This is a genomic window from Chitinophaga sp. W2I13, assembly GCF_050434005.1.
In the GTDB taxonomy this organism is placed as follows: Bacteria; Bacteroidota; Bacteroidia; order Chitinophagales; family Chitinophagaceae; genus Chitinophaga.
This window is the reverse complement of sequence record NZ_JBNPWD010000001.1, coordinates 816,772-830,063: the sequence shown is the minus strand read 5'-3', so window position 1 is coordinate 830,063 and position 13,292 is coordinate 816,772. Positions and strand designations below refer to the sequence as shown.

Here is a 13,292-nt window from a genome sequence, read left to right as displayed (position 1 = left end):
ATTGTCAGATTCCCAAAATTCTAAATTTATCTCAAATGAATGACAACTACGGAATTGGCGGCACAGAAGTGAAGCTGGACGCCAACGAAGCCATCGCGGAAATCTCGCATAACCGTACCTTGTTTGCTGAAAAGTTAACCCAGCAGGCGCCTGTTAAACCCGAAATAGTGGAAGGGCTTACTTCCGTAGAAAGTGTGTTTGAACACTTCAAGCCGGCAGTGAATGTAAGTTTCCATGATGCAGAAGGCCGCCCTGTACCGGAAAAATTACAATTCCACCACCTGGGCGATTTTGGCATAAAAGGTATCACGGCGCAAAGCGCGTTTCTCAACGACCTGGCTACCGAAAAGGAGCAGTACCTGAAAATTATGAAGCAGCTGAAAACGAATAAGATCCTGAAGTCAGCCCTGGCGGATCCGGACGCCCGTAAAGCCATGCTGAACGCCATTCGTGGAATGATGAAAGACCTTAATACCAAATAATTAACCGTTGCCTATACGGGAACATAACCTCAATGATTATGGCAGAATTACAGAAAAACCAGGAACTGCAGAATGAGAACCTGTCTTCACAGCAATCTGAAGTAAACCTCGCCGGAAGTATTGAAGATCTGGCAAAATATGGTGGCTTCGACCTGCTGGAAGCAGCGGTGGAAGGTGCGCAAAACCTGAACCCCGATCGTAAGGCGCGCCGCAATATCTTTTTGACAGAAGCCGGCAAAAAAACAGAAAGAGATAAATTAAAGAAGATACTGTCGCTCTGGGAAAAAGTATTGTCCGAAACAAACGAACTGCCTGAAATGGTGGACTACTGTACTTCCCATGCAGAGCAAGCGGAAAAGGTGCTGTCCACTAATCTCGGGGAAGCAGTAGAGTCTACCCGTGAACTGGAACAGTCGTACCGCAATGTGGCACTCTTCTTCAAGAACACAGAGTCTGATAAAGTAAAGAATGTGTCGTTCATCAATGTGGAACTGGAGCAGCTCAAAGACCTGGATAACACCCGGTTCATTGACGCCATCAGTACAGAACTGGTGAATAACTACGATCGACTGGATCTTCGTACCAACTACAGCCTGCTGGTGATTCCCGGTTACCTGGGCTCCAATAAGGTAATAGAAAAATGGGCAAAGATCGCGCATGAAAACAAAGCCATGCTGGTAACCGATTTCGCGCATCTCGATGCACCGGATGATGTAATGGAGATGTTTGAACTGGCGAATCTGACCGGTGGAGAAATTCATCGTTCCAATGTAATCATGTCCTGCAACTGGCTGGTTGGCCGTGGAAAATTTGATGAAGTAGGAGAACAGGATCACTTGTATGTACCACCTTCCGGCGCACTGGCAGGTAAGATCTATAAAACCCTGATGTCGCAGGTTACCGCCGGTAAGAAATTCGGTGGTATGAACGAAGTAGACGGGGTGAAATTTGAACTGAAGAAAAGTGAAATCGCCAGCCTGGAAAAAATGGGACTGGTACCGATGGTGAAAGAATACGGAAAAGTAATGGCATTCAGTGCGAAAACACTGTTCAACGGGGATAACCTGGGCCTGCAAACTTATTCCGTAGTGCGTGTGTTCGACTTTGTTACCAAAGTGCTGATGGACTTCCTGAACCGCAGGGCCTTCGAGAACTTTAACGCCAACACCCGCAAGGACCTGATGAAACAGATCATCCGCTTCCTTGATGGGATCACCGGGCCGGACAAGCTGATCGAAGATTTTAATATCCGCCGTTTCGAGCAGGATCCGGTACAGAAAGACCGTATCCACCTGGATATTCATCTGAAGCCATATTTCCCTGCCAAAAACTTCCTGATCAAAATGGAGGGGCAAAGGGGCGATGATGCGGCAGATTGGGATACTACTTACGAACAGGATGGTAAATAGCCGTCAGCGGTCAGCTTTGGGGCTTAAATGCGTATGTGGGAGTAACCTTCCATCCCGGAGCTGATTGCTTTAACCCCGTATATAAAATATCATAAGCATTAAAGCCAATTGAAAAGATGAAACATGTGCTGTGCAGTTTGCTGCTTTGTTTGTTAATCACAGGCGCCTTGTCAACGGTAAGTGCCCAAACGGTCACAGATAGTATTCTGACCACCAAAGGGGCAGTGACGCTGATCACATCCGGTGCGCCTATCAGTACCTTTCAGATCGGCGACGGGAAAAACACCGACTACGATTACCGCATTGTGGATGGTAACATGGTTTTTCTGCGCCCGATAACTCCCACTCCCCGGCCTACCAACCTGATAGTGAGGGAAGGAGAAAACATTCATTACATGATTATTGCCTTCCGCGATAAAGTGGACCTGGCCCGCCTGAAATACACACTATCCGGTAAAGCCAAAACAACAGGCGCATTTACTACTCCGGAAGCAACACCGCAGGCGCCCCGCGCCGGCTATGGCGAAAGGGACGGGCAAATTTCCCTGGCAGAAGTTCCGGAAGAAACCGGACACCTGATCAGTGTTGATACGGTAACAGTAGGTAAAATAGCGGAGGACTTCGGGAAAGACCGTAAAGTAAACCGCCAGTATGAAGTGAAGGTGGAAGACGTGAGCGTAGGATATGCGCAGGCCATGACACTGAACAACATGAACTACTTTTGTTTCCGTATCCGCAATAAAGGAAAGGTACCTTTCGAAATAGTGAAGGCAAGCCTGTTGCACAAGGAAAAGAAAGATACCGCCCTGCTGCATGCGATGCCCATCCTTTATAAAAAAGGACCGGAAACCATAGCGCCAAAAGAAGAGGCCAATGAAGTATTTGTGGTTCCCTCCAAGCAATTCCGGAAAGAGGATGAAGTGATCATTGTGCTGCAAACAACCGAAGGAAAACAACAACTGGTATTGTATGTGCCGGTAACTGTATTCCCCCGGTACATGCTGGCGAAGCAATAGAGAAACCAAATGAAGAAACAGGTTGTTCTGATAGGAATACTGCTGATGCTGTTGCCGGGTTATACCACGGCGCAGCAGGTGGATTTCTGCGGGGAGGTGGTGCCAATGGAAAGGGATTTTGTTTCGTACCGCCTCATGGATGTTATTAAACGCAACCTGCGCTATCAGGGCTATCTGCCGGCACTCCGGTTGAAGGCGGAGCAATATTTCCCGATAATAGAACCCATCCTGCAACAATATCAGGTGCCGCTGGATTTCAAATACCTGCCTATTGTGGAAAGCGGTTTAAGCAATGCTACCTCACCGGTGGGCGCACAAGGCGTGTGGCAGATAATGCCCGGCACTGCTGCTGAACTTGGACTAACTGTGAGCGGGGGCTACGATGAAAGGAATCATCTTATCAAGGCTACCCATGCGGCCTGTAAACTGATACGGCTGTTGCACCAGCAGCTGAACTCCTGGACATTGGCCGCAGCAGCCTATAACGCCGGTTCGGGTAACATCTCCCGGAACATAAAACGCCAGGGGAGCAGTGATTACTACCAGCTACTGCTGAATAACGAAACCGCCCAGTATATCTACAAGATCATCGCTATAAAACAGCTTTTTGAAAGCCCCGAATTATACCTGCCAGGTTTTGGATACAATGTGTTCAGTAAAAACTCCGCCAATGGTTCCGTTTTCTCTACTCCTGCACCGGTAAGCAAAGCGGGCGACAAAGATTTTAATTCCATCCGTATCTCTGTAGGTAAACAGCCGGTTAGCCGGCCGGCAATGATGATATATGCTGCGCGGCTGAAAATCAGCAACGCCTTTGAAGACGGCCAGTTGGTGAGCATTCAGTTGCTGGACGACCTGCAGGCAAATGGCGTGTATATCCGTAAAAATGCAAGCCTCTCCGGCAAAGGCTGGGTGGTGGGTAGCCGGATTTACGTGGACCTTGGTTTTGAGAATGCAGTGGTATTATACGCCGCAGATGGTAAAAAAGGAGTGCCCGCCGATTTGCTGAAAACCGGCGGAGATGTGCAGTTGCGTGGAAGAACCGATAACCGGAGCGCTATTTCTGCATTACCCGCACCGGTTGATGCACTTACATCAACACTTCATTAATAAACACGCGGAACGGGAACGTATTGCTGGATTTTTCTTCCAGTTGCAAAAGCAATTCCTCTTTCATGTATTGCAAATTGGCGGCGGGATAACGTTCGGTTTGATGGAGCAATGAAATACGGATATCCAGCGTACGGCTGTAACCCGCATTCATACCGGGTTGCAGGGCCATCCCCTTAACAACAGCGGCCGATTTCATTTCCTTTCCAAAAATAGTACGGCAAAGCGCTTTGATATCTTCGGGGGTAACCACACGGTTATGCGACAATAAATGGGACCGGTACAGGTTAATTTTCTCATCGATATTCAGCCTGTCTTTTCCTCCCTGGGTATTACTCAGCAGTGTGATGCTGTTGGGGCGGGTGTTGATACTGCCATATTCCAGCATTCGCGTACCCATGCGGATATTATTAGCAGCGGTGCCGTTCGTTGAGTAAAATTCCAGGAAAATATATTCTGCATTTTCTTTGGGCTTTACCATCACATAAGGAATATTTCCTTTGTTGTTGCCGGGTTGCAGCTGTTCTTCCAGTGAGGCAATCAACTGATGCAGTTCCCTCATGCGGTTGGTAACAAAATCATTTTTTACTTCTTCGAATAAAGAGCTTTCGTCGCGGATTACTTCCACGAGATAAGCGATCACTTCTTTGGCTTCGCGGGTATCAAAACGCCCGATGCCACTGCTGCGGATCACCAGTTCGCCTTCCTGCATTTGTCCGGCTGTAGAGAAGTTACGCACATAGTAATCGGTTCCTTCGAGGTCGTAAACACGTTTGATATCAAAAAAAATATCTGGTGTTTGCAGGGGAATGATATTCAGATAACGATTCAGTTTCATAGACTGCTCGTTATTTTTTTTGTTGATAACCGGGAAGCAGTTAATGCTGCAATACAGGTCTTCCAGCAGGGTGTGATGCAGCGCTTCGGGAAACTCGATGCGCAACCAGTGTACTTTTTTATTTAAGCGGGCGGTATCTTGCCCGAAAATCCTGGTGAGGGCTTCCGGTGTGCGGGAAGCGAGGGGTGGCTGCGTATCCGTGATGGTAAGGAAGTGGCGGCGGAAACGTTGCAGGATATGCTGGCTATAACGGGAGTTGTTATTTACTGCTACCTGGATCATATTATCTCTTTCTTCTTCAGCTACAGTCCTGCTATGGTGATAGCCTCCTTTTATCATCAGCTCCCGGTTGCCGCTAAATACTTTTGCCAGCGGGAGATAATGATAAAACATTTCCTGCTGATGGATATTACGCAGGTCAAAGAAGAAGGACATACCTTCCCAGGAGTGCGGTACATCTTCGAGTGAAATGCCTATCCATAAATGATTCGGGGCCATATCAGGGAATGTTTGCCCCTGTAATATCTGCTCCTTGAACCAGTGATCGCGGGTTTCATACAGCTTGTTGCCAATAACCATGTATTGCACCTGTCCGCGGAACAGGCGGTGACTGGTCACCGGCGCAAAGAACAGGTCGCGGTTATGCATGCCTGATTTGGTATGATGATAAAACTGGTGATCGGCATGAATATCGGCTACCGGTTCTGTGGCAATGGCATGGAGAATGCCATAGGCCGGCTGGCTGCTGGTAATGGGTTCCGGCATCATGATCTGCGCCAGACGTTCCACCAGCCGGGCGTGTGAAACATCCACTTCTCCTGAAATTTTCTCCAGCTCACTGGCGCATGCTTCCAGCAGCAGCTGCACTACCGGGTCAAACGAAGTTTCCACTTCAGCATCCGGGTATCCCCAGAGCCGTGCAGCTGTTTTCAGCATGCGGTCTTTTATTCTTTCTTTTTTTTCTTTCATGAGAGCGGTTAATAAACAAGTAATCAATCGTACGACAACGGGCTGATATAAAAGAAGCTGCTGTACTGAAACGGATGATTGTTTTTGGTAACGTTTCCTGAAACGGTCACCCGGATTTTCTTTTTCATTTTACGGGTAGATGGCAGCAACAATTCTTCCTGGTTTACAGCGGCCACTACCCTTATTTGGGAAATCCTTTTTTCATACCGGGTAATGGATGCTTTAACCGCATTTTCTATCTGCTCCTTTACTTCGTTATTGGAAGCTTTGATGTCAAAGTCGCTGTCCCACCACTGGCAGCCATATTGGGCATCATCCTTGTTTTCGCCCAGTACGGTAGTGATGAGCAGGTGAATATGCTGCGCGATAGAGTCTTCCAGCGAAATGGCCGGCATGTCTTTTTTCTGCAGCAGCAGTGAAAAATCGATGGGTAATTGATAATATTTTCCTTTCATGATATCAGCTTAAAATATGCCCAGCACTTTTTTGCGGTCGTACATGATGAGAATTTCCTTTACGCATCCTTTCTCGTCTTTTGCCAGGTTTACTCTTTCGATCTTGAATTTCTTCTTGCCATAGATCCGCTGACAGAAATGCGTGAAGTTATCCACATCGCTGGTATTGAGCACCACCCTTGCATTAAGATTATTGCAGAGGTATTGCGCAAAATCGGACGCCGTTTTTTGTTTCAGGGTCACCTGGGTGAGCATGTATTTAAATTCATCATCGGAGATGGTGGGTCGTGGCTCTTCTTTCTTTACCGGTACCTCCGGTGTTGGTGCAGGCAGTGGCGCCGGGTTAAAGGCCGGTTCCGGCTGCTCCTGGTGTTCGGGGGCCCTTGCAGGGAATACCGTGATATGTTTTAGCACCATATGGCTGCTGTCGCCGTTGATGATCAGCGACAGGGTTCTTTCACCAGGGGAAGAGAAGGTATATGTAACAGATGAACCGCCATGTGGTTCCGCATTATCCTGCAACAGCCGCCAGGTCCAGTTTTTGGCGGTTGGCGTGGAGTTGGTGAAGGTCACCGGCCTGCCTGCAAATGCTTCAGCGGGGCCATCAATAACGGGGAAGATATCGGGCTGACTGTTGGCTGCTGCCGGTGTGTTCATGATCACCAGTACTTCTTTCCGCCAGGTGCATTTGCCGGAAGTGAGTGTGATCATATAGCTGCCGGCCTTGTTGAAAGAGTGGTATACCTGCCTGCCAGTGGCCCTGGCGCTGGAGTCGCCGAACTCCCAGGGAATAGTCTGCATTTTTTTTATCAGCGTTTTCGGCATTAAAAGTAATCACTTCTCCAACGGCGTATGCTTTACTGTTACTATTCTGAATATGACTGAGTTTTATATCTGTATTACTGCAATCTTCCCGGCCATCGAGTTGGAAAGCCAGCAGTACTATGCTTATGAGGAACAGGCCCAGGAAGGTCCACAGCACCATGGGGTCAACATGACTGGCAATTTTTCCAAAGGGTCTGAATGAATTTACCTTGCGTTCATTTTCGGGTTTACGGGGGGCCATCGGTTTTTCAGGTTTTTACAATTTTAGTGTTTTTTTTAGATAAATTGCCAAAGATAATGGCCGTAGAAAAAATTTTTTCCCGGTTCAAAATTTAAGCCGTAATATTCATAATAATAAAATCAAACCGCTATTTTTGTTACTGAGTTGTTAGCCCGGAACCATAAACGAAAGATAGTTATGCTAACAGTTTGCCGCTAATAGCAGAATCCGAGAAACCTAAATATAACCTCATGGTAAATAATGCGCAGAAGGCTGCCGTGCTGGAAGAAGTGATTGACCACGTCAATGCTTTACCATACGACATCAGAGCCGAAGTAGTGGTGGGGGAATTACTCGATAATCATGTGCGGGAAGAAGAAATAGTGGTGCAGTTGCAAAATGTATTTACCCGTTCTTTTGCAACAGATATTACCGGGGTGAAGCTGGACGACAGTCAGCCGTATCAGCCGTTTATTAGTTTTTCCCTTTCGCGCGATGGTATTTACGACCGGCTGCCGCAGGGCATGTTTCATGAATTCAAGCAGGAGCCCTCTTCCAGGCAGAATGCCGTTGCCGAAATGGTGGTGCGGTATAAAAAGCAGCAGCAACAGCAACAGCAGGCACGCCGCTTTTTTCAACCCCTGGAAAATGAGTTTTTCCTGCAACGTGTATACCTGGAACAACGGGAAAAGCACCTGTTGTTTGACGTATTCGGAAAGGACACAGACCAGTTATTTCATGAATTCTGGGAGTTGCCTCCCGGGCTTCCTGATGCTGCCGTGAACAGGTTAGTAAAACTGTTACCATATGTTCATCGGATAGCAGGCAATATGACCCTGGTGAAGCTTTGCCTGGAACAGGTACTGGAAGAAACGGTAACGATTACCTGGCAACGTCAGCCGCAAATGGTTAATACCGGAAGCAGTGTTCCCCTGGGCGAATGCATGCTTGGGGTAGACGCTATGGTAGGAACATCGTGTTATACGGACATGCCGGTGGTAACGGTGAGCATTGGCCCGGTAAAACGCCAACGGATATACGATTACCTGCCCTGGCAACCTTATGGCAAGCTGCTGGAAACCTGCTATGGATACCTGTTTCCTGCAGATGTGGAAATTAATACCTTGCTGGTGCCGTCTTCAGGAGAGAAAAAAGTAATCCTGTCTGACAAGCAACCTGAGCAGGGGCTGATGGGGTATAATTTTTTTCTCTGAAAAACAGCTGGCAGAAGGTTACATGGAATCATTTTTGCTATTAACGACCATCTGAAAAACTGAAATGTTAGTACCCAAACCCGAAAAACCTTGACATACCAACAGAACTATGAGATACACCGCTAAGTTTTATATCATGCTGGTCGGCGCCCTGGCAATAGGGTCCTTTATAGTGGCTCTGCTCAGCAGATACATCAAAAATTTCAGTCTTTATAAAAAGAAAGCACTGCTGTATTTAGTGTGTATGACGCTGGTATTTGCTGTAATCAGTTCCATTCCCTTCCTGTTTACCCATCAGAACCTGATGAACCAATATCTTTTTTACGAAGTGTGGTTCCTGGGATTAGGCGTAGTGCATTGCCACTTTATGTATACCCGCTTTTGGGCCAATGAAACCACCCTGGTATCTGAACTGGCTTTCATACTGGCCATCTGGTTATTTGGCGGCGCCGGATTTGTACTGGTAAACCGGTTCCTGGACAAGGACACGTTTCTTTATTACCCGATGCTCACCAGCATGTTTTCCTTTGTACTGCCCACCTTTGTTTATAAAACTTTTGAAAAGATGATGGCCATTCCTGTGAAGGTACACAAGTGGTGGCAGTATCCTATCTATAAAGAGGTACCGGAAGTGAATGAGGATGAAATGAAAGACCTGATTGTCATTGGACTGGAAATGGAAAAAGGTCCGCTTGACAACAGCCGTACTTATTTCCGGGCACGTACACCTATCAAGATGGATCTGGGCGACCTGTTCTATCATTTTATCAATGATTATAATGATCGCTATCCCAATACCCCGATTGATTTTGTGGATCACACCGGGCAGCCATATGGATGGGTATTCCACCTGAAACCACGTTGGTTTGGCAGCGCTAAAACACTGGACCCCGACAAGGCCGTGTTTATGAATGGCATTAAAGAAAACAGTGTGATTATTTGCAACAGAATTATGTTATCGTAAAAGAGCAGAACTATGGCAGAACCGCTAAAGCATTTTCCCGTTAACTGGGTTGATGGTATGAAGATAAAAAAGCAGCATTTTATAGATACGGAAAATGCTTTGCTGGACCAGATCAGGGATGCATTGGCATGCGGTATCCATGCGCTTAACTATGGACTGTTGCCCCCCAAAGCAGAAAATAAGGAATCGCTGCGTTGCTGGTTTGTGACCGATAATCAGCAGTTGTGGCGGATCAAATTAACCGAATGCCGTGCGGTAACTCCCGGTGGCGGCCGTATTGAGATCCCTGAACATACCGTGCATTCGCTGAAGTATGCTACTACCTTCCCCGAAGCAACTTATACCTGGGACCCGCAACATACAGAAACTACTTATTACGTCATCATACAGGTAAATCCCTTTGACCGGCAGCCCAGCGGAGAGCCTTTGCTGGATGAAGATCCACCAAGATTGCCTTATGCCACACCGGAATATAGTTTATACGTAGCGCCGGCGTCGCAGCTGCCTTCCGGCCAGCTAGGCAGCTACCAGATGGTGCTGGGCCGCATCAGTGTGTCCGATGGCCGTCCGGAGATGGATGATGACTATATCCCTCCCTGCAGCATCGTCAGCGCACATCCTGCATTGATAGATCTCTTTCATGAACTGGACCAGTTCCTGGGGCAAATGGAATTATACGGCGTACACATCGTGCAAAAGATCTACGGCAGGAACCAGCAAAATGACCTGGCACTTGTCGTATTGTATATCACGGAGAGAATGGTGCAGTATCTCGGCACCAGGATCACGCAATTCCGGTGGTTAGGATTACAGCAACCACCGGCCCAGATGCTGGAAATTATTGCAGGCCTTGCCCGCACCATGAAAAACGCTATTGATCAACGTGCCGGCGCAGGTAAAGAGGAGCTGCTGAACTACTTATCTGAGTGGTGCGAACTGCGACAGGGAGAACTTGAAACGCTCATGATCAACTGCGCCAATATCAAATATAAGCACCTGGATGTAAGAGAGTGCCTGCAGCCCATGATTCCTTTTGTAAGGGCCGTGAATAAACTGTTTGAAAGCCTGAGCAGATTGGATTATATCGGACGCAAGCAGGACAGCAATATTTTCGTAAAAGAAGAATCACAGGAAGACGCGGAATACCTGCGGAAGCATAAAACCAAGCGCTGGTTCTTTACCGACTAGTATCATGCGGTTATGGCAGCAATATAACAGCCATTACCCAACGCTTCTGACGTTTGTGATGCGTACAAACCAGGTGCAATAACACTAAATGTTTCAACAGGAATTTATTCCGCTTAACTGATCATTCAACAAGATAATTTCCCTAAAAAAAACGATCCGCAATATGCAAGTATTAAACAGGCAGGAAAGAAATGTATCCTTTATTTGGTTCCTGTTATTTTTCATTATAACGGTCGCCTTATTTGTATTGGCTGTATTCTTTAATTACCAGGTACCTGCCAGGGAAAACGCATCCCTGCGGAAAGAATTGACTTCATTCAGGGAAGAGCAGGCGTTCCAATCAGAGTTCCTGCAAAAGCTGGATAAGGTAAAACATAACCTCGATTCTATTAACCTTCCTAACCAGAACGCCAATTACATGGATCAGGTGATTGCCGCATCCCTGGCGGATATGCGCAACTCTATTCCAAAAAATGCAGTGACGCATTACGGGCTGTATGATAATATTGTGCAGAACTGTTTGTCGTTGCAACAAACCAAACAGCAGCTCCGCGAACTGCAAAATGCACAACAAAATATTGCAGGTCTGAAAGAACAGGTCGCCGACCTGAATGCGAAACTGGAAAGCAAGAGCAGGGACCTCGATAACTGCCGGCAAATGATGTTGCTAAACAGCCGCGCTCACTAACTTTCAGAAGGGTATTAATCCGGTAAATATTGGAATAATAATTATTTGTTAGGACTCTTGACTATTGAAATTTTCATCCTATATTTGGTACTTATAATTCATAAATAAATACTAATTATTTTTTCTTTATTGTAACCTTAAAAATTAACCCAACATGTCATTCAAAGCCAAATTTGAAGCAGGCGGCAACGAGTACAATGTACAGCATGTCGCTTATGACCTCACACAAGAAGTAGATGCAACCGGTCGCCCTTCAGCCATCACCCGTGGCGGACGCATTAAGCTGACCGTTGAATCTACCGGAAAAACAGATCTCTTTGAGTGGATGGTAAACAACTTTGAAAGAAAAGATGGTACCATTACTTTTTACAAAAGAGACACTGATTCCAAACTGAAAACCCTGGAATTTAAAGAAGGGTATTTAGTAAAGTTTGAAGAGTCTTTTGACTACGAAAACAAAAATCCAATGGTAATTTCCTTTACCATTTCGGCCCGTGAAGTTAGCATGGGTAATGCAAAACATGTTAATGAGTGGGTATAAAAAAACTCCTTACATTATGCAGAAAGGGCTGTTACCGGAAGGTAACAGCCCCTTTTTTTTGTGTGTACAAAAGATCTTTTTATGAAAGATTAATCCATTCGCCTTGTTCAGGAATAATGGCGGACAGCTGTTCGGCAGCAACAGCCGCTCTCAACGCTTCCCTGCTGAGAAAACAGTGATTTATAGCGCCCATGTGCACTGCTATTACCTTGGGCTGCGAAGCGTGCCGGATGGTCTTAATCACGTCTGCTGCGGTCATGGTGATGGGATCTCCCTGCAGGAATTGTGCAGCGCCTGCATTCACCACCACATAATCCGGGCGGAAAGTATCCAGCGCAGCTGTTACTTCTTCACACCAGATAGTATCGCCGGCGATGTATAATGTAGTGTTCCCTTCTTTCAGCACAAAGCCGGAAACAGGCGCCATCATTTTGCCTATTTCGCCGGTGCCATGTTGTCCACCAGTACGTGTAATGACTATATTTTCCCAGGTAACCGACGTAACAACAGGAATCACCTGTGTAAATGCCTGTTCCCTGATAGTGGCTTCATCTTCCGGCTGACAAAATAAAGGAATGCTTTTAGGCAGTATGGCCTGTGCAGTTACATCCCAGTGGTCGCGGTGCAGGTGGGTGACGAGAATGGCATCCAGGGACGACAGCAACTGCTTTAAATCGTCGTCGTTAAGCGGAAGATCGGTCATGGGATTCCGGATGCTGTTGGCTGCGTTGGGAACGGGGTCCAGGCTGTCTTTAACGCCGAGCATGGGATCAACCAGTATGTTCTTATTATTCCATTCTATGAGCAATGTGGCATTGCGTAAATAATGTATGCGCATGGTTAAATTTTTTATAGCATGGCATAAAGTTATCAATTAATTGATGGCCCACCATATCCATAAAATATAAACAGGTTGAAATAATAAGCGGCTCCAGATGTACCAGGGTTTGGAGGGTAATCCGCCAGGCGCCGGCAGGTTCAGCACCGCTACGCGGATATTGGCAGGAAACATAGCCACCAGGAGTATCATTAATCCCCATCCCGCATAATACTGTGTGGCAGAAAACAGCAAACCCGCTCCCAGTAATACTTCCAGCGCCCCGGTAAACAACACCATGAATAAAGGATATGGGATCATTCCTTCAATCATATAGGTAAGTTTGCGCGGCTTAACCAAATGTGTGACCCCTATTAAGAGAAACATAACGGCAGCGGATATACGGGCATCTGCAGGGAGTTGTTGTAAAAGAGGGATCTGGAAGATATAGCCAATCGCCAGTAGTAAGAGGGCAATACTGCATAAACCGGAAAAGAAAGCCATTTGTATATTTTTTAGGACTCAAAGATCCACATCTTCCGGAGGAATAAAATTG

General features: G+C 46.6%; 15 protein-coding genes. 9 read left to right on the top strand and 6 right to left on the bottom strand.

Annotated elements, in window-relative coordinates; genetic code table 11:
* Positions 1 to 35 precede the first annotated feature (35 nt).
* The 4 genes from QFZ48_RS03365 to QFZ48_RS03350 all read left to right on the top strand — a co-directional run bounded on the left by QFZ48_RS03365 (position 36) and on the right by QFZ48_RS03350 (position 4,017).
* A complete protein-coding gene (locus QFZ48_RS03365) occupies positions 36 to 482 on the top strand; it encodes a hypothetical protein (protein ID WP_429045745.1) in 447 nt (148 codons plus the stop codon).
* 38 nt (positions 483 to 520) lie between these two features.
* The gene (locus tag QFZ48_RS03360; RefSeq protein ID WP_370913510.1) at positions 521 to 1,891 is read left to right on the top strand and encodes a DUF5458 family protein; all 1,371 of its coding nucleotides are present in this window, start codon (positions 521 to 523) and stop codon (positions 1,889 to 1,891) included.
* A gap of 116 nt (positions 1,892 to 2,007) precedes the next feature.
* Positions 2,008 to 2,907, top strand: a complete 900-nt coding sequence (locus tag QFZ48_RS03355; RefSeq protein WP_429045747.1) for a hypothetical protein — start codon at positions 2,008 to 2,010, stop codon at positions 2,905 to 2,907.
* Between the two features lie 9 nt (positions 2,908 to 2,916).
* Positions 2,917 to 4,017 carry a transglycosylase SLT domain-containing protein gene (locus QFZ48_RS03350; RefSeq protein WP_429045749.1) on the top strand — a complete coding sequence of 367 codons (1,101 nt, stop codon included), beginning with the start codon at positions 2,917 to 2,919 and terminating at the stop codon, positions 4,015 to 4,017.
* Here the strand turns inward: QFZ48_RS03350 and QFZ48_RS03345 are convergent.
* From QFZ48_RS03345 to QFZ48_RS03330, 4 genes are read right to left on the bottom strand one after another with little or no spacing between them, the layout of a single operon-like run.
* Positions 3,998 to 5,824 carry a hypothetical protein gene (locus tag QFZ48_RS03345; protein WP_429061132.1) on the bottom strand — a complete coding sequence of 609 codons (1,827 nt, stop codon included), beginning with the start codon at positions 5,822 to 5,824 and terminating at the stop codon, positions 3,998 to 4,000. The genes QFZ48_RS03350 and QFZ48_RS03345 overlap by 20 nt on opposite strands.
* A 23-nt stretch (positions 5,825 to 5,847) precedes the next feature.
* Positions 5,848 to 6,279, bottom strand: a complete 432-nt coding sequence (locus QFZ48_RS03340) for a GPW/gp25 family protein (protein ID WP_370913506.1) — start codon at positions 6,277 to 6,279, stop codon at positions 5,848 to 5,850.
* 9 nt (positions 6,280 to 6,288) lie between these two features.
* Entirely contained in the window at positions 6,289 to 6,990 is a 702-nt protein-coding gene (locus QFZ48_RS03335) for a hypothetical protein (RefSeq protein WP_429061130.1), read from the bottom strand.
* Positions 6,884 to 7,345: a hypothetical protein gene (locus QFZ48_RS03330; protein WP_429061128.1), complete on the bottom strand. Its 462-nt coding sequence runs from the start codon at positions 7,343 to 7,345 to the stop codon at positions 6,884 to 6,886. Before QFZ48_RS03330 ends, QFZ48_RS03335 begins: the two co-directional genes overlap by 107 nt.
* Before the next feature lie 230 nt (positions 7,346 to 7,575).
* Here QFZ48_RS03330 and QFZ48_RS03325 point away from each other — a divergent pair, with 230 nt between their 5' ends.
* From QFZ48_RS03325 to tssD, 5 genes are all read left to right on the top strand, one after another.
* A complete protein-coding gene (locus tag QFZ48_RS03325; protein ID WP_429045755.1) occupies positions 7,576 to 8,538 on the top strand; it encodes a type VI secretion system baseplate subunit TssG in 963 nt (320 codons plus the stop codon).
* 109 nt (positions 8,539 to 8,647) lie between these two features.
* Positions 8,648 to 9,502 (top strand): TssN family type VI secretion system protein, encoded by an 855-nt coding sequence (locus tag QFZ48_RS03320; RefSeq protein WP_429061126.1) that lies wholly within the window; start codon positions 8,648 to 8,650, stop codon positions 9,500 to 9,502.
* Between the two features lie 12 nt (positions 9,503 to 9,514).
* On the top strand, positions 9,515 to 10,690 hold the full coding sequence (locus QFZ48_RS03315) for a hypothetical protein (RefSeq protein ID WP_370913502.1): 1,176 nt from the start codon (positions 9,515 to 9,517) through the stop codon (positions 10,688 to 10,690).
* A gap of 163 nt (positions 10,691 to 10,853) precedes the next feature.
* Complete coding sequence (gene tssO, locus QFZ48_RS03310; RefSeq protein ID WP_079468772.1) at positions 10,854 to 11,378, top strand: type VI secretion system TssO; 525 nt, start codon at positions 10,854 to 10,856, stop codon at positions 11,376 to 11,378.
* A 154-nt stretch (positions 11,379 to 11,532) separates the two neighbouring features.
* Complete coding sequence (tssD, locus tag QFZ48_RS03305) at positions 11,533 to 11,919, top strand: type VI secretion system tube protein TssD (protein ID WP_079468771.1); 387 nt, start codon at positions 11,533 to 11,535, stop codon at positions 11,917 to 11,919.
* 79 nt (positions 11,920 to 11,998) lie between these two features.
* On the opposite strand, the gene QFZ48_RS03300 is transcribed toward tssD, so the two are convergent.
* Together QFZ48_RS03300 and QFZ48_RS03295 are read right to left on the bottom strand one after the other, a co-directional pair.
* On the bottom strand, positions 11,999 to 12,757 hold the full coding sequence (locus QFZ48_RS03300; RefSeq protein WP_429045757.1) for an MBL fold metallo-hydrolase: 759 nt from the start codon (positions 12,755 to 12,757) through the stop codon (positions 11,999 to 12,001).
* Between the two features lie 36 nt (positions 12,758 to 12,793).
* Positions 12,794 to 13,240 (bottom strand): DoxX family protein, encoded by a 447-nt coding sequence (locus QFZ48_RS03295; RefSeq protein WP_429061124.1) that lies wholly within the window; start codon positions 13,238 to 13,240, stop codon positions 12,794 to 12,796.
* Positions 13,241 to 13,292: the final 52 nt, after the last annotated feature.

What these genes read in the sequence shown, in the direction of transcription:
- QFZ48_RS03300 (WP_429045757.1), bottom strand. Translation starts at nt 12,757, where the DNA reads ATGCGCATACATTATTTACGCAATGCCACATTGCTCATAGAATGGAAT.
- QFZ48_RS03330 (WP_429061128.1), bottom strand. Translation starts at nt 7,345, where the DNA reads ATGGCCCCCCGTAAACCCGAAAATGAACGCAAGGTAAATTCATTCAGA.
- QFZ48_RS03365 (WP_429045745.1), top strand. Translation starts at nt 36, where the DNA reads ATGAATGACAACTACGGAATTGGCGGCACAGAAGTGAAGCTGGACGCC.
- QFZ48_RS03340 (WP_370913506.1), bottom strand. Translation starts at nt 6,279, where the DNA reads ATGAAAGGAAAATATTATCAATTACCCATCGATTTTTCACTGCTGCTG.
- QFZ48_RS03325 (WP_429045755.1), top strand. Translation starts at nt 7,576, where the DNA reads ATGGTAAATAATGCGCAGAAGGCTGCCGTGCTGGAAGAAGTGATTGAC.
- tssD (WP_079468771.1), top strand. Translation starts at nt 11,533, where the DNA reads ATGTCATTCAAAGCCAAATTTGAAGCAGGCGGCAACGAGTACAATGTA.
- QFZ48_RS03315 (WP_370913502.1), top strand. Translation starts at nt 9,515, where the DNA reads ATGGCAGAACCGCTAAAGCATTTTCCCGTTAACTGGGTTGATGGTATG.
- QFZ48_RS03355 (WP_429045747.1), top strand. Translation starts at nt 2,008, where the DNA reads ATGAAACATGTGCTGTGCAGTTTGCTGCTTTGTTTGTTAATCACAGGC.
- QFZ48_RS03295 (WP_429061124.1), bottom strand. Translation starts at nt 13,240, where the DNA reads ATGGCTTTCTTTTCCGGTTTATGCAGTATTGCCCTCTTACTACTGGCG.
- QFZ48_RS03335 (WP_429061130.1), bottom strand. Translation starts at nt 6,990, where the DNA reads ATGATCACACTCACTTCCGGCAAATGCACCTGGCGGAAAGAAGTACTG.
- QFZ48_RS03360 (WP_370913510.1), top strand. Translation starts at nt 521, where the DNA reads ATGGCAGAATTACAGAAAAACCAGGAACTGCAGAATGAGAACCTGTCT.
- tssO (WP_079468772.1), top strand. Translation starts at nt 10,854, where the DNA reads ATGCAAGTATTAAACAGGCAGGAAAGAAATGTATCCTTTATTTGGTTC.
- QFZ48_RS03345 (WP_429061132.1), bottom strand. Translation starts at nt 5,824, where the DNA reads ATGAAAGAAAAAAAAGAAAGAATAAAAGACCGCATGCTGAAAACAGCT.
- QFZ48_RS03320 (WP_429061126.1), top strand. Translation starts at nt 8,648, where the DNA reads ATGAGATACACCGCTAAGTTTTATATCATGCTGGTCGGCGCCCTGGCA.
- QFZ48_RS03350 (WP_429045749.1), top strand. Translation starts at nt 2,917, where the DNA reads ATGAAGAAACAGGTTGTTCTGATAGGAATACTGCTGATGCTGTTGCCG.